The following is a 23,045-nucleotide window of genomic DNA, read 5'->3' on the forward strand; positions in this document are numbered from 1 at the left end:
ACGCCCCTCTCAGGCGGCAAGCCCGGCACGGCCGGCATCGGCAAAGGCTGCGGGACGCTCCGTCATGACACTCGCCTCGAAGACGACATCGGCCTCGGCAAGCCTGTACTGGACCGGCGGACCCGGCTCCATGCGCACGTCGAGCGGCCCCGCGCCCTCAGCCCCCGGCTGCCCGAGACCATCGATCAGCGCGTTGATGTCGACCTCGCGGGCAAGCAGGCACTGGAGAAGCAGGCACACGGCGGCATCCGACAGGCTGTCGACAGGCACGATCCGCTCGAAGATCTGGTCCATGCCGACATGCCCGGTGATCCGCCAGAAGTGTCTTTCCATCGTCGCGTCCCGTCAAGTTTTCATCGAATCATCCGATCTCGACCCTAACCCGCGACGCGACACGCACAAGCAACCCCCGGCATCGCCCGTCCGTCTGGTTAAGACAGCCTCAACGACACGCGCGATCCCTGTGCCGGAAACGCACAAAGCCGCCCCTTTCGGGACGGCTTCGCGCAACGGGGAAGAAAGGCTGTTTATTTGTAGACGGGCTGTTCGACCGGATATTCCGGGACGTAGGCTGCCTCATCGCAACCGCCGAAGGCGTAGCGCAGGCCGGCGCGGGCTTCGTGGACATTGATGCCCTTGTCGCGACCGGGGCCGCCGCTGGCCTTGTAGCCGAACATGTCGCCGCCGACGATCTGGCGGAACCGGTAGCCGACGTCGGCCTTCAGGTTGCAGGTGATGTCGATCGACGTGCCGGCCATGACGCCGTAGGTGAAGCGCCACTTGCGCTTGCCTTCATGCTCGAACGTGCCGTCGCAATTGTTGGGATTGCCGGTTTCGCAGCTGGTGTTCTTCAGCTTGTCCCAGCGCACCTGCGTGCCGCCGATGCCGGCGCCGACGTAAGGGGTGAAGATGCCGTAGGTGCCGATATCGACATAGGCGTTGGCCATCAGGCTCCAGGCGTGCATCGAGGAAATGTCGCGCGAGGTGCAGAAGGTGGCAACGCCGCAGCTGCCGGTGGTGGAGCCTTCGAAATCGGCCTTGCCGATATGATCGAGCGTCAGGTCGGTGCGCAGGTGGCGGGTGATCTGGTAACCCACGCCGATGCCGCCGGTCCAAGTGTCATCGAGGTCGTAACGGTCGAAGTCGCGCTCGTAGGAGTTCGAGCCCTGATAGAATTTTGCGCCGCGAAGCTTCGTGAAGGCATAGCCGACGTCGCCGCGGAGATACCAGCCGCTGGCGTCGCTGACCTCGACGGGCGCTGCTTCCACGGCAGGTTCGAGCGGGGGCTGGTAGAGGTCGGCAGCATAGGCGACGGTGCCGGTCAGCATAGCTGCCACAACGCCAAGCACGATAGTCTTCATGGCTCACTCCATTACGATGTTGCGTCAGCCCACCTCATCGTGCAGCCCGACCGTCCTGTTGCGTGGCATCATGACGGAGATTGGTTAAGCTGCACTTAACCAAGAATCTTCACCCTGTCGGGACATAAAAAAACCCGGCCGAAGCCGGGTTTGCTGTGCGGTTATGGGGATCTGGACGATCAGGCCGCGTGGCGGGCCGATCCGATGACGGAGACGAGCTCGTCGACGATCCGCTCCACCTGGCCACGGTCGTCGCCTTCCGCCATGACGCGGATCAGGGGCTCGGTGCCGGACGGGCGGATGAGCAGACGGCCGGTCTTCGCCAGCGCGGCCTCGGCCTCCGCGATCGCCTGCCGCACGGCATTGTCCTCGAGCGGCGCGCCGGTGGAGACGCGCACGTTCTTCAGCACCTGCGGCACGGGCGTGAACTTGTGGCAGACCTCGCTGACGGGCTTGCCGAGCCGCTTGACGTTGGAGAGCACCTGCAGGGCAGCGACGAGGCCATCGCCCGTGGTTCCGAAGTCCGAGAGGACGATATGGCCCGACTGCTCGCCGCCGATGTTGAACCCCTTCTCGCGCATGTGCTCGACGACATAGCGATCGCCGACCTTGGTGCGCTGGAGCGACAGCTTGCGGCTCTGCAGGTAACGCTCGAGCCCGAGGTTGGACATGACCGTGGCGACGATGCCGCCGCCGCGCAGGCTTCCGTCGGCCGCCCAGCTGTCGGCGATGACGGCCATCAGCTGGTCGCCATCGACAATGGCGCCCTTTTCATCGACGATCAGCACGCGGTCGGCATCGCCATCGAGCGCGATGCCGATATCGGCGCGCACCTCGTGCACCTTCCTCGAAAGGGCGGCCGGGCTGGTGGAGCCGCAGTCCAGATTGATGTTCGTGCCGTTGGGGTCCGTCCCGATGGTCACCACGTCCGCACCGAGCTCCCACAGGGCGGCCGGCGCGACCTTGTAGGCGGCGCCGTTGGCGCAATCGATGGCGATGCGCAGGCCCTTCAGCGTGACGTCGCGCGGGAGCGTGCGCTTGGCATGTTCGATATAGCGGTCGTGGACCCCGTCGATACGCTTGGCGCGGCCGATCTCGTTGGAGCGCGCGAGCTGCATCGACAGGTCCTGGTCGAGCAGTTCCTCGATCTGGCCTTCGATATCGTCCGACAGCTTGTAGCCGTCGGGGCCGAACAGCTTGATGCCGTTGTCCTCGAACGGATTGTGCGAGGCGGAGATCATCACGCCGATATCCGCGCGCAGCGACCGCGTCAGCATGGCGACGGCGGGCGTGGGAATGGGACCGAGGACGAAGGCGTCGACACCCGCCGCCGTGAAGCCGGCAACCATGGCGTTCTCCAGCATATAGCCCGAGAGCCGCGTATCCTTGCCGATGACGACCCGGTGGCGATGTGCGCCGCGCCGAAAGATGGTGCCGACGGCGATCCCGACCCGCATGGCGAGATCCGGCGTCATCGGGAAAATGTTGGACTGCCCGCGAATGCCGTCGGTGCCGAAATATCTGCGCTTCATGATCGCTCCATCGTCATATCCGGCCGTCCGGCCCGGATCGGGCCGGTCTGGTCTTGCCGGTCTGGCCGTGCCCGTTTGGTCGTGCCCGTCTGGCCGTGCTGTCTTGGCCATCTGTGTTGGTCGTGATGCCCTCACCGGGATGTCATGCCCCTGACGTCCCGGCTTGCTCACTCGACCTTTTGCCACAGACACGCGGAAAACGGCATCCTCCCGGCCATCAGAAATGATTACACGCCGTTACCTTCGCAAAGCTTACCGGACAGCGGACGCGCCGAGACCCACGCACGCGGGACGCGCCGTGGAGAAAGGCATTCGGACGAGGCGCTGGAAGCTGCCACGTGAAGGGTAGAAGGGAAGACGACATCTTCCAGCACCTCGTTCGGTGGTTTTTCCCGCAGCCCGGCCNTGGCCGACCGTGGAATGGACGGACCGCTTTGGAGAAGTCCGCACCCATCGAGACAGGCATTCGGACGAGGCGCTGGAAGCTGCCACGTGAAGGGTAGAAGGGAAGACGACATCTTCCAGCACCTCGTTCGGTGGTTTTTCCCGCAGCCCGGCCATCCCGAAGAGGATTCCCCCGGCTTTACCCGGGAGCGCGTCCGGCAGTCACGACGCGGCTTGCCGCCGCCTTGCCGGGTTTCACAGGACGATCGCGGTTTCAACGATCGCCGCCNCCGAAGGTCTCGCCTTGCGCATCGTCAATGGTTTTTCCCGCAGCCCGGCCATCCCGAAGAGGATTCCCCCGGCTTTACCCGGGAGCGCGTCCGGCAGTCACGACGCGGCTTGCCGCCGCCTTGCCGGGTTTCACAGGACGATCGCGGTTTCAACGATCGCCGCCCCTTCTGTGACATCGCCACACCGCCGGCCTTACAAGCTCAAACGGCGGACGGCCTTTTCGCGAGCCCGGCGGCAGGGATATGCGTCATCCCCCCATCGCCGGCACCGGCCCCGCTTCGCCGGAACGCCTTCCGGTGCATCCGATAACGGGACGCGGCCAGTATGAAGGCGGAAAAACCGGCGTGGAAAAGAAAGGGCGAAAAAAGTCGAAATAAAAAAACCCTCCGGCCGGAAGCCGAAGGGTTCGATGTCGCACAAGACCGTGCAGATTATTGCGGCTGGGGCTCCAGGCCGCCTTCGGCCTCGCCCTTCGGCGTGGTGCCGTCCTTCTTGGCGCCCGCCGAGGGTACGGCCGAACCGCGATGCGGCGGCGAATCGTCGCCGAGGTCCCGGGCAGGCTTGTCGCCGCGGATCAGCGCCTTGATCTCGTCGCCGGTCAGGGTTTCATACTCGAGCAAGCCTTCGGCCACCGCGACGAACTGCGAATTCATATCGGTGATGATCCGGCGAGCCTCGTCATAGGCTTCGTCGATCAGGCGGCGAACCTCGTTGTCGATCTTCTGCGCGGTGGCTTCCGACACGTTCTTGGACTGCGAGACGGAATGGCCGAGGAAGACCTCCTGCTGGTTCTCGCCGTAGGAAACCTGACCGAGCTGATCGGAAAAGCCCCATTGCGTCACCATGGCGCGGGCCAGCTTGGTCGCCTGCTCGATGTCCGAAGACGCGCCGGAGGTGATGTTCTCCTTGCCGAAGGTGATTTCCTCGGCGACACGACCGCCCATCATGATGGCGAGCCGCGAAACCATCCACTTGTAGCTCATCGAATAGCGATCGCCCTCGGGCAGCTGCATGACCATGCCGAGCGCACGACCACGCGGAATGATGGTCGCCTTGTGCAGCGGATCGGCCGCGGGCACCTTGAGCGCGACGATGGCATGTCCGGCTTCGTGATAGGCCGTCAGCTTCTTTTCGGACTCGGTCATGGCGGAGTTGCGGCGCTCCGCACCCATCATGATCTTGTCCTTCGCATCCTCGAACTCGGCCATGGTGACGACGCGCTTGTTGCGGCGCGCAGCCATGAGGGCGGACTCGTTGACGAGGTTCATCAGGTCGGCACCGGAGAAGCCGGGCGTTCCGCGGGCGAGAACCTTGAGATCGACATTCGGAGCCAGCGGCACGTTGCGGACATGCACTTTGAGGATACGCTCGCGGCCGTTGATGTCGGGATTGGGCACGACGACCTGACGGTCGAAGCGGCCCGGACGCAGAAGCGCGGGATCGAGCACGTCGGGACGGTTGGTCGCGGCGATGAGGATGATGCCCTCGTTCGCCTCGAAGCCGTCCATCTCGACCAGCAGCTGGTTCAGGGTCTGCTCGCGTTCGTCGTTGCCGCCGCCAAGGCCGGCGCCGCGATGACGACCGACCGCATCGATTTCGTCGATGAAGATGATGCAGGGCGCATTCTTCTTAGCCTGCTCGAACATGTCGCGGACGCGGCTGGCGCCGACACCGACGAACATTTCGACGAAGTCCGAACCGGAGATGGTGAAGAAGGGCACATTGGCCTCGCCGGCCACCGAGCGGGCGAGCAGCGTCTTGCCGGTGCCGGGCGGTCCGACGAGCAGGACGCCGCGGGGAATGCGGCCGCCGAGGCGCTGGAACTTCTGCGGATCGCGCAGGAATTCGACGATTTCCTCGAGATCCTGCTTGGCTTCGTCCACACCGGCGACGTCATCGAACGTGATGCGGCCATGCGCCTCGGTGAGAAGCTTCGCCTTGGACTTGCCGAAGCCCATCGCGCCCCGCGATCCGCCCTGCATCTGCCGCATGAAGAACAGCCAGACGCCGAGGATCAGCAACATGGGCAGCAGCGTGCCGATGAAGCTCAGGAAGCCGTTGGACCCGTCCGTTTCCGGACGCACGGTCACGGTCACGTTCTTGGCCTCGAGGCGTTCGGTCAGAGCCGTATCGACGGAGGGCGCATAGGTCTGGAAGGTCGCGCCGCTCTCGTTGTAGGTGCCGAGCACCTTGTTGCCGGTGATGACCACGTCCTTGACGCGGCTGCCATCGACATCCTTCAGGAATTGCGAGAACGGAACTTCCCTCGAGCCGCTTCGCTCGGACGGCTGCTGAAACATGCTGAACAGCGCAATCAGCAACAGAGCGATAATGGCCCAGAGGGCAAGATTACGAAAATTAGGGTTCATCGAACTCCCCGGAACCGGTGCAGGCCCCGAAACAGGGCTCATATTTCTTCGCTAACATAGGGTTCGCGACAGGCCTTGCCAAGGCAAACCGCCTTCTGCACGATCATTTCATCGCGATATCGTCAACCGGGCATTCAGGATACGGGGCGCGGCCGAGCTTTGCAGCAATGCTTTGCCCGATCATCAGGTCGAAACGCGGCAAAAAGGTGTCGTAGGGCGCGATCCGCGGATGCCGGGAAAAGGCGCCGTCCGGGACCAGGCCACCGTCGGGGCCGAGGATCGCGGGCGCGGCCTGCGCGATGCGCCCGGCGACACCGGCGGGAAGGCCTTGCGCCGCAAGCCGTGCGGCCAGCGCGCGATCCCCGCCCGCCACGACCGTGATGGGAAGCAGGCCGGTGTTGTCGATCGTGACGCGCCCGTCCCACAGGAGGGATTGCCCGGGCGCGACCGTCGTCGGAACCGGGAGGTTGCGACGCTCCCGATAGACGAACAGGCGCCCGGCCCGACGCTCGAACACGCAGCCGCCGGCTGTTGTGGCGGTGGCGGCGGGATCGCCGAGCGCCGAGACGAGACGGGCGGCGCTGTCCCGACCGATTCCGTGCGGCTTTCCGGCAAGCGTCGCAGCAAGAAGCACGAGCAATCGCCGCCACGCGTCGTCGGCGACATCGAGATCCGCAAGCGCGATCGCGGCGACCACGGCTTCGGCGATGCGCACGTGGCGGGCAAGGAGGCCGGACAGCACGGCGCCAGACCGGATGCGACCCGCCGCGGCATCCCCGCACGCAAGGCCATCGTCCGAATCGCATGACGACGGCCCTGGTGACGCAGGCGAGGCAGACCCCTGGCGGACGCGGACGCGCTCGAAGCGGGGGTCGTCATTGCTCGGATCGTCGATCCACCCTTCGCCGCGCGCGGTCAGCGCATCCCGCACGGCCTGTCGGCCGACACCGAGAAACGGGCGGCAGATCCAGAGCCGGCCGTCGAAAAGAACCGCGTCCGCCATGCCCGCCAGACCGATCGGAGCCCCCCGGCCGGCCGCACGGTCCTCGCGACGGCGCGCGGCCCGCATGGCGATGGTCTCGGCCTGATCGTCGGCCGTATGTGCGGTGACGACGAGATCGGCCCCGAACAGGTGGGCTGCCTCGGACAGCAGCCGGTATCGGGCAAGGCGCGCCTGCGCCTGGAGGCCGGACGTGATGTCCGCATGCGACCAGCGGGCGACATGATGCGGAACGCCGAGCGCCCGGCAGCGCTGCGACACCGCCGCCGCTTCCGCCGCGGACGCGGCGCGCAGGGCATGGTCGACGGTGCAGGCGACGAGCCGATGGGGCGCGCCGCTCAACGTCAGCGCCTGATGGAGGGAAAAGAGGAGGCCGATGGAATCGCTGCCGCCGGACACGGCGACGAGAAGGGTGGACGGGCGACGCAGGCGCGACAGAAAAGCCTCTGCCGCAGCGATCGGCGCGGCGGCCCCGCCATCGGCGACCGGCCGGGCCGGTAGGGACGGCCGCATCAGCAGGACAGGCGGCTCTGCTCGCTCGTGACCTTGGCCTTTACCGCAGGCGAGGCCTTGGGATAGCGCTTGCCGACTTCGCGAAGCGTCGCGCAGGCGGTTTCCTTGTTGTCGAGCGCGGCCAGCGACATGCCGAGCTTCAAGAGCATTTCCGGCGCCTTGGGCGACTTCGAAAAGGCCTGGTGCGCATTCAGGAACGTCTTCGCGCTGTCGTTGAACTTGCCTTGGGAATACTGGGCTTCGCCCATCCAGAAGCTGGCATCCGCTGCCTTTTCACCGCTGGGGAAGGCATCGAGATAGCTGCGGAACTCGTTTTCCGCCTGGCTGTAGTCGCCGGAAAGGACATGGCCATAGGCTGACTGGTAGAGATCGCCGGGATTGTCGAGGCTGGCGGTCTGCTGCTCGGTCTCGGGCGTGGCGTTGAGGCCGGGCGCAGCGCGTGTGTTGGGCGAAGTGGAGGCGACGGAGCCGATGTCGGTGCCGGAAGCGCCGCCGGGAATCGCCCCGGGCTCCGGCAGGTTCTCGGCATTGGCGCCGATCGGATTGCCGGCATCGTCGAGGATGATCTGGCCGAGCGTCGTCGGCAGGCTGCCTTGAGCACCGTTCCCGCCGGTGGACGCGCCCGGGGCGACGCCCGGAAGGGTCCGCGCGGCCGTCTCCGATCCCGTGCTTGCGCCGGGATCGGGAACGGTTGCGGACGGTGCGACACGACCCGTGGTCGCCAGAGCCTCGTTGGAGGTGCGCGGCGTTTCGAGCGCCCCGCTCTTGCGCGGCGCGGCCGCCTTGCCGCCCTCGAGATCCTGGAACCGCAGCTCGTTGTCTTCCTGGAACTTCCGGATCTGCTCCTGCATCTGCAGCAGCTGGAAGCTCATTTCCTCGATACGCCCGTTGAGGGAGCGGATCGTTTCCTCGAGCTGCCCGATGCGCCCGGCCTCGCTGGCCTGCACTTTGAGCAGCGGCGCTTGTTCGCCAAGCTTCGTCTCGTTGCGGTGGAACGCCTTGTCCAACCAGCCGGAAAGCGGCATGGCAGTCACGGGCTGGCTCAGCGACCCGAAGGCGCCAAGACCGATCATGGCTGCCACGACAATGTTCTTCATGTCATGTGTCCCGTTCGATACCGATCATGTCGCAGGCCGGGGCGAAGGAAGCCCGCCCCTACCGCACTGCAACCGCCGCACAGTTTTCCAATTGCCTGCAAAAAGCAACGGAGTTCGGTCAAAGTGTGACGAAAAAGGAAGGCGGCCCTTGCGGACCGCCTTCCTCGACAAAGCAGATCGTGGATGTGTCGGACCGGCAGGCCGTGCGCCCGCCGATTCGACCGTCCAACTTACATGTTGCCGCCGCCGCCGAGCACGGTGACCGCGCGACGGTTCTGCGACCAGCAGGAAATGTCGTCGCAAACGGCGACCGGCTTTTCCTTGCCGTAGGAGATGGTGCGCATGCGGCCGGCCGGAACGCCTTGGCTCGCCAGGAATTCCTTGGCGGCGGCGGCGCGACGTGCGCCGAGCGCGAGGTTGTATTCGCGCGTGCCGCGTTCGTCGGCATGGCCTTCGACCGTGATCTGGTAGGTCGGGTACTTGGCCAGCCACTGTGCCTGGCGCGACAGGGTCGCCTGGGCATCGGCGCGGATGGACGAGCTGTCGGTGTCGAAGAAGATGCGGTCGCCGACATTGACCGTGAAGTCCTGCGCCGAGCCGGGCGTTGCCGAGCCGCCGGCGCCGAGGCCGAGGCCGGCAGCGTCGTTCGGCATGCTGTTCTTCTTGGAGGCGCAGCCTGTGATGGCCAGCGACAAGAACAGGGCGATCGCGACAGGGTTGCGTGCGAGGGACTGAAGACGGCCTGTGGCCGGGACGTGAATGCGGCTCATGAGCCGGTCTCCTTGGTAAGCGAAGGTCGGAAAGAAGTGAATATGAGGGTTGCCGAACTGTAACCGGATGCGGTTAACCTTCATGCAACGGAGATGGTTAAAACTCTCTCAACACGCGACCATCGCGCGGTCGTAATCAGTCTTTTGCGGCGAGAAAGCGGCATTTGGCCACATTTCCCGCCGCAATCGCGAGATCTGCCTATTCCAGAAGCGGCGACCAGGCCGGATCCGATGCGAAGCCCTGGGTGGCAACACGCTGCTCGTTATAGCCCGTCAGGTCGATGGAATAGAGCTGCGGACCGCCAGCACCGGCATCCTGGCGGAAGAACATGAGCACGCGGCCATTGGGCGCCCAGGTCGGACCTTCGTTGTGGAAGCCCGAGGTGAGGATGCGCTCGCCCGAGCCGTCCGGCTTCATCACGCCGATCGAGAACTTGCCGCCCGACTGCTTGGTGAAGGCGATGAGATCGCCGCGCGGCGACCAGACGGGGGTCGAGTAGGAGCCGTCGCCGAACGAGATGCGCGTCTGGCCCGAGCCGTCCGCACCCATGACGTAGAGCTGCTGGCGGCCGCCGCGGTCGCTTTCGAACACGATGCGCGCGCCGTCCGGCGAATAGGACGGCGAGGTATCGATGGCCGCGGTCGAGGTCAGGCGCGTCGTGGTGCGCGAGCGCAGATCCATGGTGTAGATATTGGCATTGCCTTCCTGCTGGAGGCTCATGATGACGCGCTGGCCATCCGGCGAGAAGCGCGGCGCAAAGGTCATGCCGGGGAAGTTGCCGACCACCTCGCGCTGTCCGGTTTCCAGCTGCAGCAGGTAGACCCGCGGCTCCTGGCCCTCGAACGACATGTAGGTGATTTCCTGGCGGCTCGGCGAGAAGCGCGGCGTCAGCACGATGTCGTTGGAATTGGTGATGGCGCGCGCATTGGCACCGTCCTGATCCATGATGGCCAGCTGACGCTTGCGGGCCGTCTTCGGGCCGCTTTCGGCGACATAGACGACGCGGGTGTCGAAATAGCCCTCTTCGCCGGTGATCTCCTTGTAGATCGCGTCGGCGATGATGTGGGCGAGACGGCGCCAGTTTTCCGGCTGCGTGAAATATTGCTGGCCGGTGATCTGGTTCTGCGCGGTGGCGTCCCACAGGCGGAACTGTGCCTTCAGGCGGCCGTCGCCTTCCTGCGTCACGCGGCCGGTGACGAGCGCCTGCACGTTGAGCACGCGCCAGTCTTCAAAGCGCGGCGGCGCATCCGGATTGGTGATCTTCTCGATGAAGGCCTTGCGATCGACGGGCGCAAACAGCCCGGACCGCTTCAGGTCGGCCGCTACCACGTCCGAGATCTTCTGCCCCATCTCCCCTTGCAGGAAGTCGGTGATGGCGATCGACAGCGGCTCGACATTGCCCCGGTTGATGTTGATCTCGACGCGCGCATACGCCGGGGCGGTCGCAACAGCGACCAGACCCGTCAGTGCGACGAAGAGCCGGAAAAAGGTGCGTCTAAGCATGATTACGGAGCCTCTCAGCAGTCCATTCGGTATGATGACGGCCATCCCGTGAAGCGATGGCCGGTGTGATGTCGTTCGTGGTCGCGAAGCCGGCGGTCACAGCAGCATGTCCGACGGGTCGAAATGGATGACGACCTCCTGCCAGGAGTCGTACTTGTCGGCCGGCAGCTTGAACGGTGCGGAGCGGCGCACGGCGCGCGTGGCGCTGCCGATCATCGCGCGCTGCGAGGTGGGCGTGCCGCCCGTCGCCTCGACCTCGGGCTGGCCGACGATCTCGCCCTGGGGGTCGAGCTGGATCGTGACCGTGATCACCATGCCCTCGAGATCCGCCATGCCGGGGATGATCGACCAGTTCTTCTGGATCGCGCCCTTCAGCGCGTCCATCTCGCTCAAGGACAGCGTATTGCCGGTCGTCGCCTTCTTGCCGCCGAGTGCGGCCTTGTCCTGCGAGCGCTTGGCGCCGCCGCCGGACGATTCGGTCTTGTTGAGAAGGGCCGCCACCTCGTCGGCGTTGAAGTCGCTTTCCTTCTGCGACGACGTCTTCTTCTGCTCCTTGGGCGCGGCGTCCGTCTTGCGGTCGGGCGTCTTGGCGGTCTGGGCCGCGGCGGTCTGCTCGACCTTCGGGCGCGCGGTCGGGGCCGGCACGTTCTGCGGCAGGGCAGCCGCATCCGGGCTTTCGGCCGGGGTCTGCTCGGCCGGCGTCGGCGTCGGCTCGGGGGTCGGCTCGGCCTTGGCTTCGGGCTGCGGCTTCGGATCGGGCTTGGGGTCCGGCTTGACCTCTTCCTTGGGCTCGGGAAGGGCTGCGACCTCGGTCGCCGGTTCCGCCGGCGGCTTTTCGGACGGCTTGACCTCCTCCTTCACCGGATCGGGCGACGGCGGTGCGTCGTCCGACTTCGGCGGGGCTGCGGAGGCCTGGTTCTCGACGGGCTTGGAAACCGGCTTCGGCGGCGTCTTCATGTCGACGTCGTTGTCGCCGACATTTTCGGCCTCGGGCTTTGTCAGCGGCTTTTCAGACGGCTTGGGCGCAGATTTCTCGGCCATGGGCGCCTTGAGGTCGCCCTGCTGGATCTGGCTCATTTCGCTGATGATTTCGACGGGCACGGACTCGACGGCCGCAACCTCAAGAGGCTTCGGACTGCCGAGCGAGACCAGCGCCCAGGTGAGCACCAGTCCGTGAAGCACAGCGGAGGTTGCAATGCTGCCCTTCATGTCAAAGGCTCACTTGTCCGTTTCCTGAAGGGTCACGAGACCCAGGTTCTTGAAGCCGGCCGAGGAAATGCGCGCCATGACCTTCATGACCGTTCCATAGTCCGCATTGGTGTCGCCGCGCACATAGATGCGCTCCTCGTAGCCGGTCTTGGCGATGGCCTCGAGCTTCGGCACGACCTCTTCGATGGTGATGGGGCTTTCCTGCAGGAAGATCTCGCCGGCCGGATTGACCGAGATGGTGATCGGCTGCGTATCGGAGTTCAGCGCCTTGGCCTGGGTTTCCGGAAGATCGATCGGCACGCCGACGGTCATCATCGGCGCGGCCACCATGAAGATGATGAGCAAGACGAGCATGACGTCCACGAACGGCGTCACGTTGATTTCGCTCATGACGGCCTTGCCGCCGCGTCCACGCCCGCGGCGTCTGCCGCCCGAGCCCTTGGATCCGCCCACTGCCATACCCATCGTCGCGGCCTCCGTCGGTGATTATTGAGCCGCCTGGCGCGGCTGCAGCTTTTCGTCGATCTGGCGCGACAGGATGGCGGAGAATTCGTCGGCAAAACCTTCCATGCGGGAATTGATCTTGCCGGCATCCGCCGTGAACTTGTTGTAGGCGATAACGGCCGGGATGGCGGCGAGCAGGCCGATGGCGGTGGCGAGCAGCGCCTCGGCGATGCCCGGCGCCACGACGGCGAGGTTGGTGGACTTCGAGCCGGCGATCGCCTGGAACGAGGTCATGATGCCGATGACGGTGCCGAAGAGACCGACGAACGGGCCGGCCGAGCCGATGGTGGCAAGCGAGCCGAGCCGCGCTTCCAGCGCTTCGGATTCACGCGACAGCGTCACGTCCATGGCCCGGTCGATGCGCATCTGCAGGCCGATCGGGGATCGTGCGCCGCGCTCGAAACTCTTCTTCCACTCGCGCATGGCCGACACGAAGATCGCCCCCATGCCGGAGGTCTGGCGATCGGACAGGGTCCGGTAGAGCTCTTCCAGCGACTGGCCCGACCAGAACACCTGCTCGAAACTGTCGAGCTGGCGGCGGACGCGGGCATAGCGGATGGTCTTGTCGACCACGATGGCCCAGGTCCAGACCGAAGCGGCCATGAGCCCGAGCATGACCAGCTTCACGACGAAGCCGGCCTCCATGAAAAGAGACCACAACGTCACGTCCGTGGTCACCGCGGCCAATCCAGCCTGTTCCATGCTTTCAAATCCCCGAATCCGGACGCCCGGCAAGAGCCATCACATGCTCGACGCCAGGTCGCTCAAACGTCATTGTTTTCAAGTTCGCCCCGGCAGCCCGCCGCCGATCGCACACGTGCAATCCAAGCTTCGGGCAAACCTTTCCCGCGTAATCTTGGTCAAAGGATGACGTGCAGTGCACAAAATCCCGTGGATCGATAAGACATCATTATGGTTAAGGGAGTGTTACCGAAGGCCCGCAGGCGGGCGGGATCGGACGTCGGCGGTCAGAGATCCGCACCCAGCGCGCGAAAGAGCGTGCGATATTGCTCGGCGGCGCCATCCCAAGAGAAATGCCGGGCGCGGACCAGGCCTTCCGCGGCAAGCCGGGTGCGCAAGCCCTCGTCCCGCATGAGCGCGACGATGCCGTCCGCGATCGCAGCGTCCGACGCAGGATCCACGAGCAGTGCCGCACCACCGGCGATCTCCTCGGTCGCGGTCGCCGCAGCGGTGAGCACCGGCGTGCTGCAGGCCATCGCCTCCACGATCGGCAGGCCGAAGCCTTCGTAGAGCGAGGGAAACAGAAAGGCGTCCGCACCCGCCATCAGCGGCCCCATATGCGCTTCCTCGACATAGCCGACGAAACGCGTGCGCGGCACGTCGGGAAGGGCCGCGACCGCGCCGAAGACATGCGCCCGCCCGAGATTTCCCGAGACGACGAGCTGGATGTCGTCCGGCAGCGCCCGCTGCGCGATGGCCCAGGCCCGCAGCGTCGCGGCCAGGTTCTTGCGCCGGTCGGAGGTGGCCTGCAGCAGCAGATAGCGCGCCGGCAGGTCGAGCGCGGCGCGCGTGACGGCGATATCCTGCGGTGCGTAGGGCCGGAAATGGCCGCTGACGCCGTTTGCAATGACGTCGATCCGGCTTTCGTCGATGTGAAGCGTGGCGGCGATCCGCTTCCGGGAGAAGTCCGACACCGTGACGACGCGGTCGACGCGCTTCACCAGCACCGGCAGCAGCGCCTTGTAGAAGGCGGTGAACGACCGGGAGAAATATTCCGGCACATCCAGGAACGCGACGTCATGAAGGGTAACGACCTGGCGCGCCTTTAACACCGGCCCCGTGGCCGAGGGCGACCAGAGAAGATGGCCGCGCGCACGCACCGGCAGGACGATCTGCTCCCAGGCATGCGCCTTCATGCCGCCGAGCGGACGGTCCGGCACGAGCTCGGTCAGCGATCCCAGACGCGTTGCGATCTCGGCGGCGACGCGTTGCTGGCCGCCCATGGCGAACTGCGTAACCCTGGCATTGACGGCAATCTTCATGGACGTCCCCTCATGGCCCTGCTCTACCACCGTCCCATGAAGCTTGCGTTAGCGTCGCTCGACGCCTGGAGGGCGCGCGCGAAGGTCGAAACGAGGCCGCGGATCATCGAGATCGCCTTACGCCAGGAACCTCTGGGCCAGCGCCTCCGGCAGGCGTCGCGGCCGGCCCGCAGCGTTGATGACGGCGATGATGACCCTGGCGGCGATCAGCAGACGGCCCTCGCAGAGGATCTGCTGGACAAGCACCATCTTCGCGCCGCCTGCTTTTTCCGTCGCGGTCCGGATCTCCAGAATGTCGTCCATGCGGGCCGGCAGGCGGAAGTCGATCTCCATGCGGTGGACGACGAAGACCAGGCCTTCGGCATCGGCCGTCAGAAGCGTCCGCTGCTCGACGCCGAGGCAGCGCAGATAGTCGGTGCGGCCGCGCTCGAGGAAATGCAGATAGCGGGCGTGGTAGACCAGACCGGAAAAATCCGTGTCTTCGTAATAGACCCGCTGCTGGAGAACATGCCCGTTCTCCGTCAGCCTTCCCGCAATCGAAAAATCCACGTGGCGTCGCCTCTTGCTGCCGTCCTCATCTGCGTTTGGCCGTTGTGGCGCAAAGACGGCATTGCGACAAGCATTGAACAACTGTCATAATTTCTAATTACAGCCGGAGAGGCGCAAAATCCGTTCGACCGGCGGGTGGCGACGACCGGGCGATCCGGGACACATTTTCTCCGGCACCGATCTTTCGAGGAGGCGACGTCATGAAGATTGCAGTGATGGGCGGCGACGGTTTCATCGGCTGGCCTACGGCCCTGCACCTGTCCCAGGCGGGCCACGACATCCATATCCTCGACAATCTCTCGCGCCGCTGGATCGACACCGAGCTCGGCGTCCAGTCCCTCACGCCGATGGACTCGATCCAGGAGCGCACGCGCATCTGGCATGCCGAAACCGGGCGACGCATTCATTTCAACCTGATCGACCTTGGCCGCGACTACGAGCTCCTGAAGAACTGGCTCGGCGAGCACCGCCCCGATGCGGTCATCCATTTTGCCGAACAGCGTGCGGCGCCCTATTCGATGAAGAGTGACCGGCACAAGAACTATACGGTCAACAACAACGTCTCGGCGACGCACAATCTCCTGAACGCGCTGGTGGACCTGAACCTGGACGCGCATCTGGTGCATCTCGGCACGATGGGCGTCTACGGCTATTCCACCGTGGGGGCCGCGATCCCGGAAGGCTACCTGCCGGTCGGCATCACCACGCAGAGCGGCGAGACGGTTGCCCAGGAGATCCTCTACCCGGCCAATCCCGGCTCGATCTACCACATGACCAAATGCCTCGATCAGCTGCTCTTCCAGTTCTATGCCAAGAACGACGCGCTGCGGATCACCGACCTGCACCAGGGCATCGTCTGGGGCACGCACACGCAGGAAACCCGCCGGCACGAGCAGCTGGTCAACCGCTTCGACTATGACGGCGATTACGGCACGGTGCTGAACCGCTTCCTCATCCAGGCGGCCATCGGCTATCCCCTGACCGTGCACGGCACCGGCGGGCAGACCCGCGCCTTCATCCACATCCAGGATTCGGTTCGCTGCATCGAGCTGGCGCTGAAGAACCCGCCGGCCCGGGGGTCGCGCGTCGAGATCTTCAACCAGATGACCGAGACGCACCGAGTGCGCGACCTCGCCCGGATGATCTGCGACATGACCGGCGCCGAGATCGCCTGGCTGCCGAACCCGCGCAAGGAAGCGCCGGAGAACGACCTGGTCGTCAAGAACGACAAGTTCCTCGATCTCGGCCTCGACCCCACGCGGCTGAAGGACGGGCTCCTGTCGGAGATCGTCGATGTCGCCCGGAAATACGCCTATCGCGTCGATCGCAGCCGCGTGCCCGCGGTTTCCGCCTGGACGAAGGACATCGCCTCCAAGATCGTTCACGATCCGGAAGGCCGGAAGCTGAAATCGGTCTCATGACGGGAAGCACCGTCCACGCTTATGTGACGCTGGTGACCAATGCGGATTACGCGATGGGGGCAAAGGCGCTCTGCCGCTCGATCCGCCGGACGGGAACCCGCGCGGACATCGTGGTCCTCCACACCCAGACGGTGACGGCGCCGATGCTGGCGCCGCTCGCGGCCTTCGACGTCCGGCTGGTCGAGACCGACCTTTTGCCGCTGTCGGATGCCTTCAACGCGCGGCATGCCAGGCGCAGCGTCCATGCCGCCGCCCCCTTCACCAAGGGGCGCAAGCCGGCCTTCCATTCGCCGCTCGACAATTTCTGCAAGCTGCGGCTCTGGCAGCTGACGGACTACGAGCGCTGCATCTTCATCGATGCCGACGCGCTCGTGCTGAGAAACATCGACCGGCTCTTCGACTATCCCGAATTCTGCGCCGCACCGAACGTCTACGAAAGCCTGGCCGATTTCCACCGGATGAACTCCGGCGTCTTCGTCGCCCGGCCCGCCGACGAGACCTTCCGGGCCATGCTGGAGCGGCTCGACGTTGCCGACGCCTTCTGGCCTCGCACCGACCAGAGCTTTCTGCAGGCCTACTTTCCGAACTGGCACGGTCTGCCGGTGACGATGAACATGCTGCAATATGTATGGTTCGCGCTGCCTGCTCTCTGGGACTGGCCGTCCATCGGCGTGCTGCACTACCAGTATGAAAAGCCGTGGGAGAGGGATCATCCCAAGGCCGATGCGCTGAAGCCGCTGATCGACCTCTGGCACGCCTTTCACGACGGCACCGACATTCCGGATATTGCCGGCCTTCCCGGTCCGTTGCGTCCGGACGCGACGAAGGCGGCAGGCTGATGCGGGTTCTCGTTTCGGGCGCAACCGGCTTTGTCGGCCGCTTCATCGTGGAGCACCTGCTGGCGCACGGGCACGAGGTGGTCGCAGGGGTCAGGCCCGATGCAAGCGCCGCTGCGGGGGCCTTACCGATCCTTTTGCCGACCTCCCGGCCACCGTTCTCGCGGCATGTGGACACCGTGGCGCTGCCGCTCGATCCCGCCGCACCGCTTCCGGATTTTGACGGCATCGACGCCTTCGTCCATGCCGCTTTGGAGCACGTGCCCGGACGATATCGCGGCGGCGAAGGCGATGACCCCGAGGGGTTCCGCCGCGCCAATGGCGATGGCTCCCGACGGCTGTTCGAAGCGGCCCGCGCGGCGGGCATCCGGCGCTGCGTCTTCCTGTCGAGCCGCGCCGTCTATGGCCGCCCGCCGGACGGGGCCCTGCTGTCGGAGGATCTGGAGCCGGCCCCGGAAAGCCTCTACGGCAGCGTCAAATGGGACGCGGAACGGGCGCTGGCGGCCCTGGACACGGAGAATTTCGTGACGGCAAGCGTCCGCGCCACCGGTGTCTACGGGCTCGCGCCCGATCGGCCGCACAAGTGGGAGAGCCTTGCGCGTGACTATCTTGCGGGCCGGCCGGTGGAAGACCGCGTGGGAACCGAGGTGCATGGCGACGACCTCGCCGCCGCCGTCCTGCTGCTCCTGACCGCCGATGCTTCGCTTGTCGCTGGCCGCGCCTTCAACGCGTCCGACCTGCTGACGAGCCATCACGAGGTGCTCGCGGAACTGCAGCAGGCGACGACCTGCCGTCATCCCCTCCCCGCGCCGGCGGACCGGTCCCATTTCGCGCAGATGGACACGACACGCCTGCGGTCGCTCGGCTGGGCCCCGGGCGGTACGGCCCGCTTCCGCGCGGATATCGCAGCCCTCGCTGACCGTCTCGCCGCGACCAGCGAGGACACCCGTCCGCCCGGCCGTTAATCGACCCCTGAAGGCTGCGACGGGGACCGGCCATCGGTGACGGGGACCCTGAGAGTGGCCGAATGGTGCGCGAGGGGTAAAAGAGATCGGCTACCGATCCTTTTCCAGCTTGGCCTTCTGCTTTTCCACCCAGTCGCGTCCGGCATCGCCGCCCCAGAGGAGCCAGGCGATGTAGCCGGCGGAGGGGTTCTCGTCGTCGCCGAAGTTCTTGGCACGCTTGTCGACCTTGTGGCGGGAGAAATAGCTCGACATGCGCTTGATCGTGTCGGGCGAGAGATGGGCGCGATTCTTCAGATCACGGGCGCGGGCGACGCCGATCTGCGTGCCGCCGCGCTTGAACGTCTCGCGCAGCTTCAGGCCCTTCTCGGCCTCCTTGGCGACGGCGTCCGGAGGAACATGATCGCTCGACATCAGCTTGCACTCAGCTCCGAATGGCTCTTGAGCACGTGCGCCCCATCGTCTTGGCTGATGAGGTAGGCCGGCTCGTCGGTCGACGCCTTGCGCTTGATCTTGTGGCCCTTGATGGTGCGCTCGACATCCTCGGTGAAGCTCTCGTCCACCTTGCCTTCTGCCGTGCCCTGACCCCATTTCCAGGAAACGGTGGTGCCCTTCGTGAATTTCTTCATCTGCGCTCTCCTTGACGCGATTACCGCGGGGGAAATGCATGCGCGCGAAACGGGTTCCGTCAGACGCGGTCGAGATCGCCATCGTGCCAGACGATGTGCCGGCTGGTCTCGGGCAGCGTCTCGATCTGCTCGGCGATGAAATAGGGCGGAATATCGAGCGCCCGCAGGGCGGCGACCGTCGCGGGCACCCATTTGAATTCGAGATCGGCCTTGCCGTCCCGATTGCGATGCACGATCTCGCTGTGGTGGAAGGGAAAGACCGGAGGCACGGTCATCAGATAATAGAACCCGATCTCGTGGTAATCGCGCGCCTCGTAGCGAAAGAAGTTCTCGACCGTCCACAGCAGACGGCCGACCGTGATCTCGACGCCGAGCTCTTCCTGCATCTCGCGCCGCAGCGTCGCCTCGGATGTCTCGCCCATCTCGGCGCGACCGCCCGGAAAGGTCCAGAACGTCTCGTGCACCGCCCGGTGGACGAGAACGTGCCCGTCGCGAAAACCGAGCCCGGCAATGCGGAAATTGAACCGCTTATCGCCGGCGTCGAGCCGGACCATCTTGCGCTTTGCCATCAACCGAGCTCCACGACGGTGATCTCCGGCGGCGAACCGAGCCGGACGGGAATGACGGACGTGCCGAGACCGCCGGACACGACCAGATGCCGCCCGTTCTCGACGATGTGCCCATAGGCATAGCGGCTGCCGAAACGCGAGGGAACCACGGGGGCAAAGCCGAACAGGCGGATCTGCCCGCCATGGGTATGGCCCGACAGCGTGACGGCGACCCGCACCGGGACCGTCGGGAAGACATCGGGCTCGTGCGCCATGAGGATGACGGGTGCATCGTCGGTAATGCGCGCGAGCGTCCCCGCGAGATCGTCGAGGCCGCGCGCCGGCAGCAGCTGATCCGCAAGGCCGGCAAGCCAGAAGGCCTGACCCTTCTTTTCGAGGCGCACGGCCCGGTTTTCGTAGAGCGGCACGCCGAGGCTGTCGAGCACGTCCTTGACGACCCCGGGGCGGCCGCTTTCCATGGCCTGGCGATCATCGAGCCAATCATGATTGCCGAGAATGGCGTGAACGCCAAGCGGCGCCCGCAAGGGCCGCAGCGCCGCGCCCCAGGCGTCCGGCGGCACCTGCGTTCCCAACATCATGCCGGAGAGAAAGTCCCCGAGAAGCAGGATCATGTCACCGCCCAGGCGATTGGCCTGGTCGGCAATCTCGGCAATGCGGGACGCCGGCATATAGGGATCGCAGGCATGGAGATCGCTGATCAGCACGAGCCGCAGCCGCAGCGCCCGAGGCCAGCCGGGCGGCACGATCCGATAGGTGACGACGCGCGGCCGGCGACGCGGCTCGATGCCGATACCGTAAGCGGCGGTGGACAGAGCCGCCAGGACGAGCGCCCCGGCAGTGCGGAGAAACCCGCGCCGGGACAGCACTCACTCGTCCTCCTGGAACAGGCGGAACTGCGAGGCCTCGAGATCCTTCGGCGGCACAAGACCGAGATGTTTCCAGGCATTGACCGTAAGCACCCGCCCGCGCGGCGTGCGCTGGATGAAGCCCTGCTGGATCATGTAGGGCTCGATGATATCCTCGATCGCATCGCGCGGTTCCGACAGGCCCGCCGCGATCGTCTCGATGCCGACGGGGCCGCCGCCGAAATTGAGCGCGATCATGCTGAGATACCGCTTGTCGAGCTGGTCGAGGCCCATATTGTCGACCAGCAGCCGCGTCAGGGCCTCGTCGGCGATCTGCCGCGTCACGGCCTCGGCCCGGGCGACCTGGGCGAAATCCCGCACCCGGCGCAGGAGCCGTCCGGCGATGCGCGGCGTTCCCCGCGCCCGCCGGGCAATCTCGCGCGCGCCCTCGTCGGTGATGGCGAGCCCCATCAGCCGGGCCCCGCGCCGCACGATCAGTTCCAGTTCCTCGACGGTGTAGAAGCTGAGACGCACGGGAATGCCGAACCGGTCGCGCAGCGGCGTCGTCAGCAGCCCGAGCCGGGTGGTGGCGGCAACGAGCGTGAATTTCGAGAGGTCGATCTTGACCGACCGGGCGGCCGGCCCCTCCCCGATGATGAGATCGAGCTGAAAATCCTCCATGGCCGGATAGAGAATTTCCTCCACGGCCGGATTGAGACGGTGGATTTCGTCGATGAAGAGCACGTCGCGTTCTTCGAGATTGGTCAGGAGCGCCGCGAGATCGCCGGCCTTGGCGATGACCGGGCCCGAGGTCGAGCGGAAATTGACGCCGAGCTCCTTCGCCATGATCTGCGCGAGCGTCGTCTTGCCGAGACCGGGCGGACCGACGAACAGCACGTGATCCAGCGCCTCGCCGCGGTGCTTGGCCGCCTCGATGAAGACCTTCAGATTGGCGCGCGCCTCCGCCTGGCCGGTAAATTCGTCCAGTGACTGCGGCCGAAGCGCGGTGTCGAGATCCTCGCCGCGCTTTTCGGGAGAGATCAGGCGGTCATCGTCGTCCGTCATGCAAGGAGTTCCATTCCCGGGGTGAGGCGCGCAGCCTTCCGGTCAAACGTACCGATTTTCTGGCAGCCGGCCCGCAGGCCCGACCGCGCGACGAGAGAATCAGCCGGAACCCTAGACGGGACGTCCGGCTGGAGAAACACGATATCGAGGTCCCCGGCAGGCGCGCCGACGATCTCCGCCGAGGACTGCCGGAGCAGACGCATCGGCATGATCTGCGATGGCGGAATATTGCGTTCCCCGCGTCAGATCGAGCCGGCCGCGACGGTCTTTCGGGATCGGACGCTGGCTTTCGGATGTTGGGATCGTCAGAGCGCCCATCTGTAGCAGCCTTTCCTCGTTGCTGTGCCAATCTTACCGGGAAACCGGGGCCCGAACAATCACTGCGACAGTTCGCGCAGTCCGAGACGGATGAGCTTGGCGCTATCGCCGCCCTCGCCGCCATTGCGCAAGGCGGCGGCGATCGCATTGGCCGCCTGGTCGCGGGAGTAGCCGAGATTGGTGAGAGCCGAGACGGCGTCGGCCACCGGCGCAGGCACGGCGCCTTCGCCGAGTTCCTGCTTGAAGCCGATGCCGGCCGCGGCCTCGCCCGCAAAGGCGGGCGCCTTGTTCTTCAGCTCGGTCACGATGCGCACCGCGACCTTCGGGCCGACGCCGGGCGCGCGCGAGATCGAGGTCTTGTCCTGCAACGCGATGGCATTGGCAAGTTCGCCAGGCGTGAGAACGGAGAGCACGGCGAGCGCCACCTTGGCGCCGACGCCCTGGACGCTCTGCAGCAGCCGGAACCATTCGCGCTCGAGCGCCGACAGGAATCCGAACAGGCGCAGCTGGTCTTCCCGCACATAGGTTTCGATGAAGAGCACGGCAGCCTCGCCGGCCGAGCCGAGCTTGCCGAGCGTGCGCGCCGAACAATAGGCGACATAGCCGACGCCATGGACGTCGATCACCACATGGTCGTCGGCGATCTCGTCAATCGTGCCTTTCAACTTGCCAATCATCCGCGTCGGTCCCAAAGAAAAAGAAAGAAGCTGGCCGGCGATCCATCACGCCGGATGGTTCACGCCGTGGCGGCCGCGATGCGATGGGCGAGGCTGCCGGCGAAACTCTGCCGATTGTGCGCATGGCAGATGGCGATGGCCAGCGCATCGGCGGCATCATTGCCCTTGAAGGTCGCTTTCGGCATCAAAACCTTGATCATCATATGGATCTGCTGCTTTTCGCCGTGCCCGACGCCGATCACCGATTTCTTGACGGCATTCGGCGCGTATTCCGCCACCTTCAGGCCGGCGCGGGCGGGAACCAGCATGGCAATGCCGCGCGCCTGTCCGAGCTTCAGCGTCGCGACAGCATCCTTGTTGACGAAGGTCTGCTCCACGGCGGCTTCGTCCGGCTTGTGGAGATGCAGAATGTCGGCCAGGCCGTCATGCAGCTGGCAGAGACGCGAGGCCAGATCCGCATCGCCGTCCGACAGGATCGTGCCCGACGCCACGAAGCGCAAGGTGTTGCCGAGCGTGTCGATCACGCCCCATCCCATGCGCCGGAGCCCGGGATCGATACCGATGATGCGAATCGTGGATTGCATGAAAATATCCTAGCCTTTGCCCCCGGACGCTGCCAGCAAAATGTGAACAAAAC

The 23,045-nt window shown here is 65.5% G+C and carries 23 protein-coding genes; 3 read left to right on the forward strand and 20 right to left on the reverse strand.

Features of this window, described 5'->3' with window-relative positions; genetic code table 11:
* Positions 1–9 precede the first annotated feature (9 nt).
* The 13 genes from ASG25_RS14430 to ybgC all read right to left on the reverse strand — a co-directional run bounded on the left by ASG25_RS14430 (position 10) and on the right by ybgC (position 15,086).
* On the reverse strand, positions 10–333 hold the full coding sequence (locus ASG25_RS14430; RefSeq protein ID WP_062475049.1) for a hypothetical protein: 324 nt from the start codon (positions 331–333) through the stop codon (positions 10–12).
* A 194-nt stretch (positions 334–527) separates the two neighbouring features.
* On the reverse strand, positions 528–1,361 hold the full coding sequence (locus tag ASG25_RS14435) for an outer membrane protein (RefSeq protein WP_062475052.1): 834 nt from the start codon (positions 1,359–1,361) through the stop codon (positions 528–530).
* 179 nt (positions 1,362–1,540) lie between these two features.
* A complete protein-coding gene (glmM, locus tag ASG25_RS14440) occupies positions 1,541–2,893 on the reverse strand; it encodes a phosphoglucosamine mutase (RefSeq protein ID WP_062475055.1) in 1,353 nt (450 codons plus the stop codon).
* Positions 2,894–3,999: 1,106 nt separating this feature from the next.
* A complete protein-coding gene (gene ftsH / locus ASG25_RS14445; RefSeq protein WP_062475057.1) occupies positions 4,000–5,937 on the reverse strand; it encodes an ATP-dependent zinc metalloprotease FtsH in 1,938 nt (645 codons plus the stop codon).
* A 103-nt stretch (positions 5,938–6,040) separates the two neighbouring features.
* A complete protein-coding gene (gene tilS, locus ASG25_RS14450) occupies positions 6,041–7,450 on the reverse strand; it encodes a tRNA lysidine(34) synthetase TilS (RefSeq protein ID WP_062475062.1) in 1,410 nt (469 codons plus the stop codon).
* Entirely contained in the window at positions 7,450–8,547 is a 1,098-nt protein-coding gene (gene ybgF / locus ASG25_RS14455) for a tol-pal system protein YbgF (protein ID WP_062475064.1), read from the reverse strand. The genes tilS and ybgF overlap by 1 nt, the downstream gene beginning before the upstream one ends.
* 230 nt (positions 8,548–8,777) lie before the next feature.
* Positions 8,778–9,317 carry a peptidoglycan-associated lipoprotein Pal gene (gene pal / locus ASG25_RS14460; protein WP_062475066.1) on the reverse strand — a complete coding sequence of 180 codons (540 nt, stop codon included), beginning with the start codon at positions 9,315–9,317 and terminating at the stop codon, positions 8,778–8,780.
* Between the two features lie 199 nt (positions 9,318–9,516).
* Positions 9,517–10,821, reverse strand: a complete 1,305-nt coding sequence (gene tolB / locus ASG25_RS14465) for a Tol-Pal system beta propeller repeat protein TolB (protein WP_062475068.1) — start codon at positions 10,819–10,821, stop codon at positions 9,517–9,519.
* A 96-nt stretch (positions 10,822–10,917) separates the two neighbouring features.
* Complete coding sequence (locus ASG25_RS14470) at positions 10,918–12,030, reverse strand: cell envelope integrity protein TolA (protein ID WP_062475071.1); 1,113 nt, start codon at positions 12,028–12,030, stop codon at positions 10,918–10,920.
* Between the two features lie 9 nt (positions 12,031–12,039).
* Entirely contained in the window at positions 12,040–12,495 is a 456-nt protein-coding gene (gene tolR / locus ASG25_RS14475; protein WP_062475073.1) for a protein TolR, read from the reverse strand.
* 21 nt (positions 12,496–12,516) lie between these two features.
* Positions 12,517–13,236, reverse strand: coding sequence for a protein TolQ (gene tolQ / locus ASG25_RS14480; RefSeq protein ID WP_062475077.1), 720 nt, complete (start codon positions 13,234–13,236; stop codon positions 12,517–12,519).
* Positions 13,237–13,502: 266 nt separating this feature from the next.
* Positions 13,503–14,537 carry a glycosyltransferase family 1 protein gene (locus tag ASG25_RS14485; protein WP_062475080.1) on the reverse strand — a complete coding sequence of 345 codons (1,035 nt, stop codon included), beginning with the start codon at positions 14,535–14,537 and terminating at the stop codon, positions 13,503–13,505.
* A gap of 117 nt (positions 14,538–14,654) precedes the next feature.
* Positions 14,655–15,086, reverse strand: a complete 432-nt coding sequence (ybgC, locus tag ASG25_RS14490) for a tol-pal system-associated acyl-CoA thioesterase (protein WP_062475083.1) — start codon at positions 15,084–15,086, stop codon at positions 14,655–14,657.
* A 200-nt stretch (positions 15,087–15,286) separates the two neighbouring features.
* On the opposite strand from ybgC, the gene ASG25_RS14495 reads away from it, so the two are divergent.
* From ASG25_RS14495 to ASG25_RS14505, 3 genes are read left to right on the forward strand one after another with little or no spacing between them, the layout of a single operon-like run.
* Positions 15,287–16,507 carry an NAD-dependent epimerase/dehydratase family protein gene (locus ASG25_RS14495; RefSeq protein WP_062475086.1) on the forward strand — a complete coding sequence of 407 codons (1,221 nt, stop codon included), beginning with the start codon at positions 15,287–15,289 and terminating at the stop codon, positions 16,505–16,507.
* Complete coding sequence (locus ASG25_RS14500; protein WP_062475089.1) at positions 16,504–17,346, forward strand: glycosyltransferase; 843 nt, start codon at positions 16,504–16,506, stop codon at positions 17,344–17,346. Before ASG25_RS14495 ends, ASG25_RS14500 begins: the two co-directional genes overlap by 4 nt.
* A complete protein-coding gene (locus ASG25_RS14505; protein ID WP_062475092.1) occupies positions 17,346–18,308 on the forward strand; it encodes an NAD-dependent epimerase/dehydratase family protein in 963 nt (320 codons plus the stop codon). Before ASG25_RS14500 ends, ASG25_RS14505 begins: the two co-directional genes overlap by 1 nt.
* 90 nt (positions 18,309–18,398) lie before the next feature.
* Here ASG25_RS14505 and ASG25_RS14510 read toward each other — a convergent pair whose 3' ends face one another.
* From ASG25_RS14510 to ruvC, 7 genes are all read right to left on the reverse strand, one after another.
* Positions 18,399–18,719, reverse strand: coding sequence for a hypothetical protein (locus ASG25_RS14510; RefSeq protein ID WP_062475093.1), 321 nt, complete (start codon positions 18,717–18,719; stop codon positions 18,399–18,401).
* Positions 18,719–18,934: a DUF2945 domain-containing protein gene (locus ASG25_RS14515; protein ID WP_062475096.1), complete on the reverse strand. Its 216-nt coding sequence runs from the start codon at positions 18,932–18,934 to the stop codon at positions 18,719–18,721. Before ASG25_RS14515 ends, ASG25_RS14510 begins: the two co-directional genes overlap by 1 nt.
* A gap of 59 nt (positions 18,935–18,993) precedes the next feature.
* Positions 18,994–19,503 carry an NUDIX hydrolase gene (locus tag ASG25_RS14520; protein ID WP_062475099.1) on the reverse strand — a complete coding sequence of 170 codons (510 nt, stop codon included), beginning with the start codon at positions 19,501–19,503 and terminating at the stop codon, positions 18,994–18,996.
* Positions 19,503–20,369, reverse strand: a complete 867-nt coding sequence (locus ASG25_RS14525) for a metallophosphoesterase (RefSeq protein WP_062475102.1) — start codon at positions 20,367–20,369, stop codon at positions 19,503–19,505. The genes ASG25_RS14520 and ASG25_RS14525 overlap by 1 nt, the downstream gene beginning before the upstream one ends.
* The gene (ruvB, locus tag ASG25_RS14530) at positions 20,370–21,413 is read right to left on the reverse strand and encodes a Holliday junction branch migration DNA helicase RuvB (RefSeq protein WP_062475106.1); all 1,044 of its coding nucleotides are present in this window, start codon (positions 21,411–21,413) and stop codon (positions 20,370–20,372) included. It abuts the gene before it with no gap.
* 377 nt (positions 21,414–21,790) lie between these two features.
* Positions 21,791–22,408, reverse strand: a complete 618-nt coding sequence (ruvA, locus tag ASG25_RS14540) for a Holliday junction branch migration protein RuvA (protein WP_062475112.1) — start codon at positions 22,406–22,408, stop codon at positions 21,791–21,793.
* 59 nt (positions 22,409–22,467) lie between these two features.
* On the reverse strand, positions 22,468–22,992 hold the full coding sequence (gene ruvC / locus ASG25_RS14545) for a crossover junction endodeoxyribonuclease RuvC (protein WP_062475115.1): 525 nt from the start codon (positions 22,990–22,992) through the stop codon (positions 22,468–22,470).
* Positions 22,993–23,045: the final 53 nt, after the last annotated feature.

The organism is Rhizobium sp. Leaf384, assembly GCF_001424065.1.
Classification (GTDB): domain Bacteria; phylum Pseudomonadota; class Alphaproteobacteria; order Rhizobiales; family Rhizobiaceae; genus Ferranicluibacter.

Coding starts and splice junctions, on each gene's coding strand:
- tolR (WP_062475073.1), bottom strand. CDS start 12,495: ATGGGTATGGCAGTGGGCGGATCCAAGGGCTCGGGCGGCAGACGCCGC.
- ruvC (WP_062475115.1), bottom strand. CDS start 22,992: ATGCAATCCACGATTCGCATCATCGGTATCGATCCCGGGCTCCGGCGC.
- ASG25_RS14500 (WP_062475089.1), top strand. CDS start 16,504: ATGACGGGAAGCACCGTCCACGCTTATGTGACGCTGGTGACCAATGCG.
- ftsH (WP_062475057.1), bottom strand. CDS start 5,937: ATGAACCCTAATTTTCGTAATCTTGCCCTCTGGGCCATTATCGCTCTG.
- ASG25_RS14510 (WP_062475093.1), bottom strand. CDS start 18,719: ATGTCGAGCGATCATGTTCCTCCGGACGCCGTCGCCAAGGAGGCCGAG.
- ASG25_RS14435 (WP_062475052.1), bottom strand. CDS start 1,361: ATGAAGACTATCGTGCTTGGCGTTGTGGCAGCTATGCTGACCGGCACC.
- ASG25_RS14430 (WP_062475049.1), bottom strand. CDS start 333: ATGGAAAGACACTTCTGGCGGATCACCGGGCATGTCGGCATGGACCAG.
- glmM (WP_062475055.1), bottom strand. CDS start 2,893: ATGAAGCGCAGATATTTCGGCACCGACGGCATTCGCGGGCAGTCCAAC.
- ASG25_RS14520 (WP_062475099.1), bottom strand. CDS start 19,503: ATGGCAAAGCGCAAGATGGTCCGGCTCGACGCCGGCGATAAGCGGTTC.
- ASG25_RS14495 (WP_062475086.1), top strand. CDS start 15,287: ATGAAGATTGCAGTGATGGGCGGCGACGGTTTCATCGGCTGGCCTACG.
- tilS (WP_062475062.1), bottom strand. CDS start 7,450: ATGCGGCCGTCCCTACCGGCCCGGCCGGTCGCCGATGGCGGGGCCGCC.
- tolQ (WP_062475077.1), bottom strand. CDS start 13,236: ATGGAACAGGCTGGATTGGCCGCGGTGACCACGGACGTGACGTTGTGG.
- ASG25_RS14485 (WP_062475080.1), bottom strand. CDS start 14,537: ATGAAGATTGCCGTCAATGCCAGGGTTACGCAGTTCGCCATGGGCGGC.
- ruvA (WP_062475112.1), bottom strand. CDS start 22,408: ATGATTGGCAAGTTGAAAGGCACGATTGACGAGATCGCCGACGACCAT.
- ruvB (WP_062475106.1), bottom strand. CDS start 21,413: ATGACGGACGACGATGACCGCCTGATCTCTCCCGAAAAGCGCGGCGAG.
- ASG25_RS14470 (WP_062475071.1), bottom strand. CDS start 12,030: ATGAAGGGCAGCATTGCAACCTCCGCTGTGCTTCACGGACTGGTGCTC.
- tolB (WP_062475068.1), bottom strand. CDS start 10,821: ATGCTTAGACGCACCTTTTTCCGGCTCTTCGTCGCACTGACGGGTCTG.
- ybgF (WP_062475064.1), bottom strand. CDS start 8,547: ATGAAGAACATTGTCGTGGCAGCCATGATCGGTCTTGGCGCCTTCGGG.
- pal (WP_062475066.1), bottom strand. CDS start 9,317: ATGAGCCGCATTCACGTCCCGGCCACAGGCCGTCTTCAGTCCCTCGCA.
- ASG25_RS14505 (WP_062475092.1), top strand. CDS start 17,346: ATGCGGGTTCTCGTTTCGGGCGCAACCGGCTTTGTCGGCCGCTTCATC.
- ASG25_RS14515 (WP_062475096.1), bottom strand. CDS start 18,934: ATGAAGAAATTCACGAAGGGCACCACCGTTTCCTGGAAATGGGGTCAG.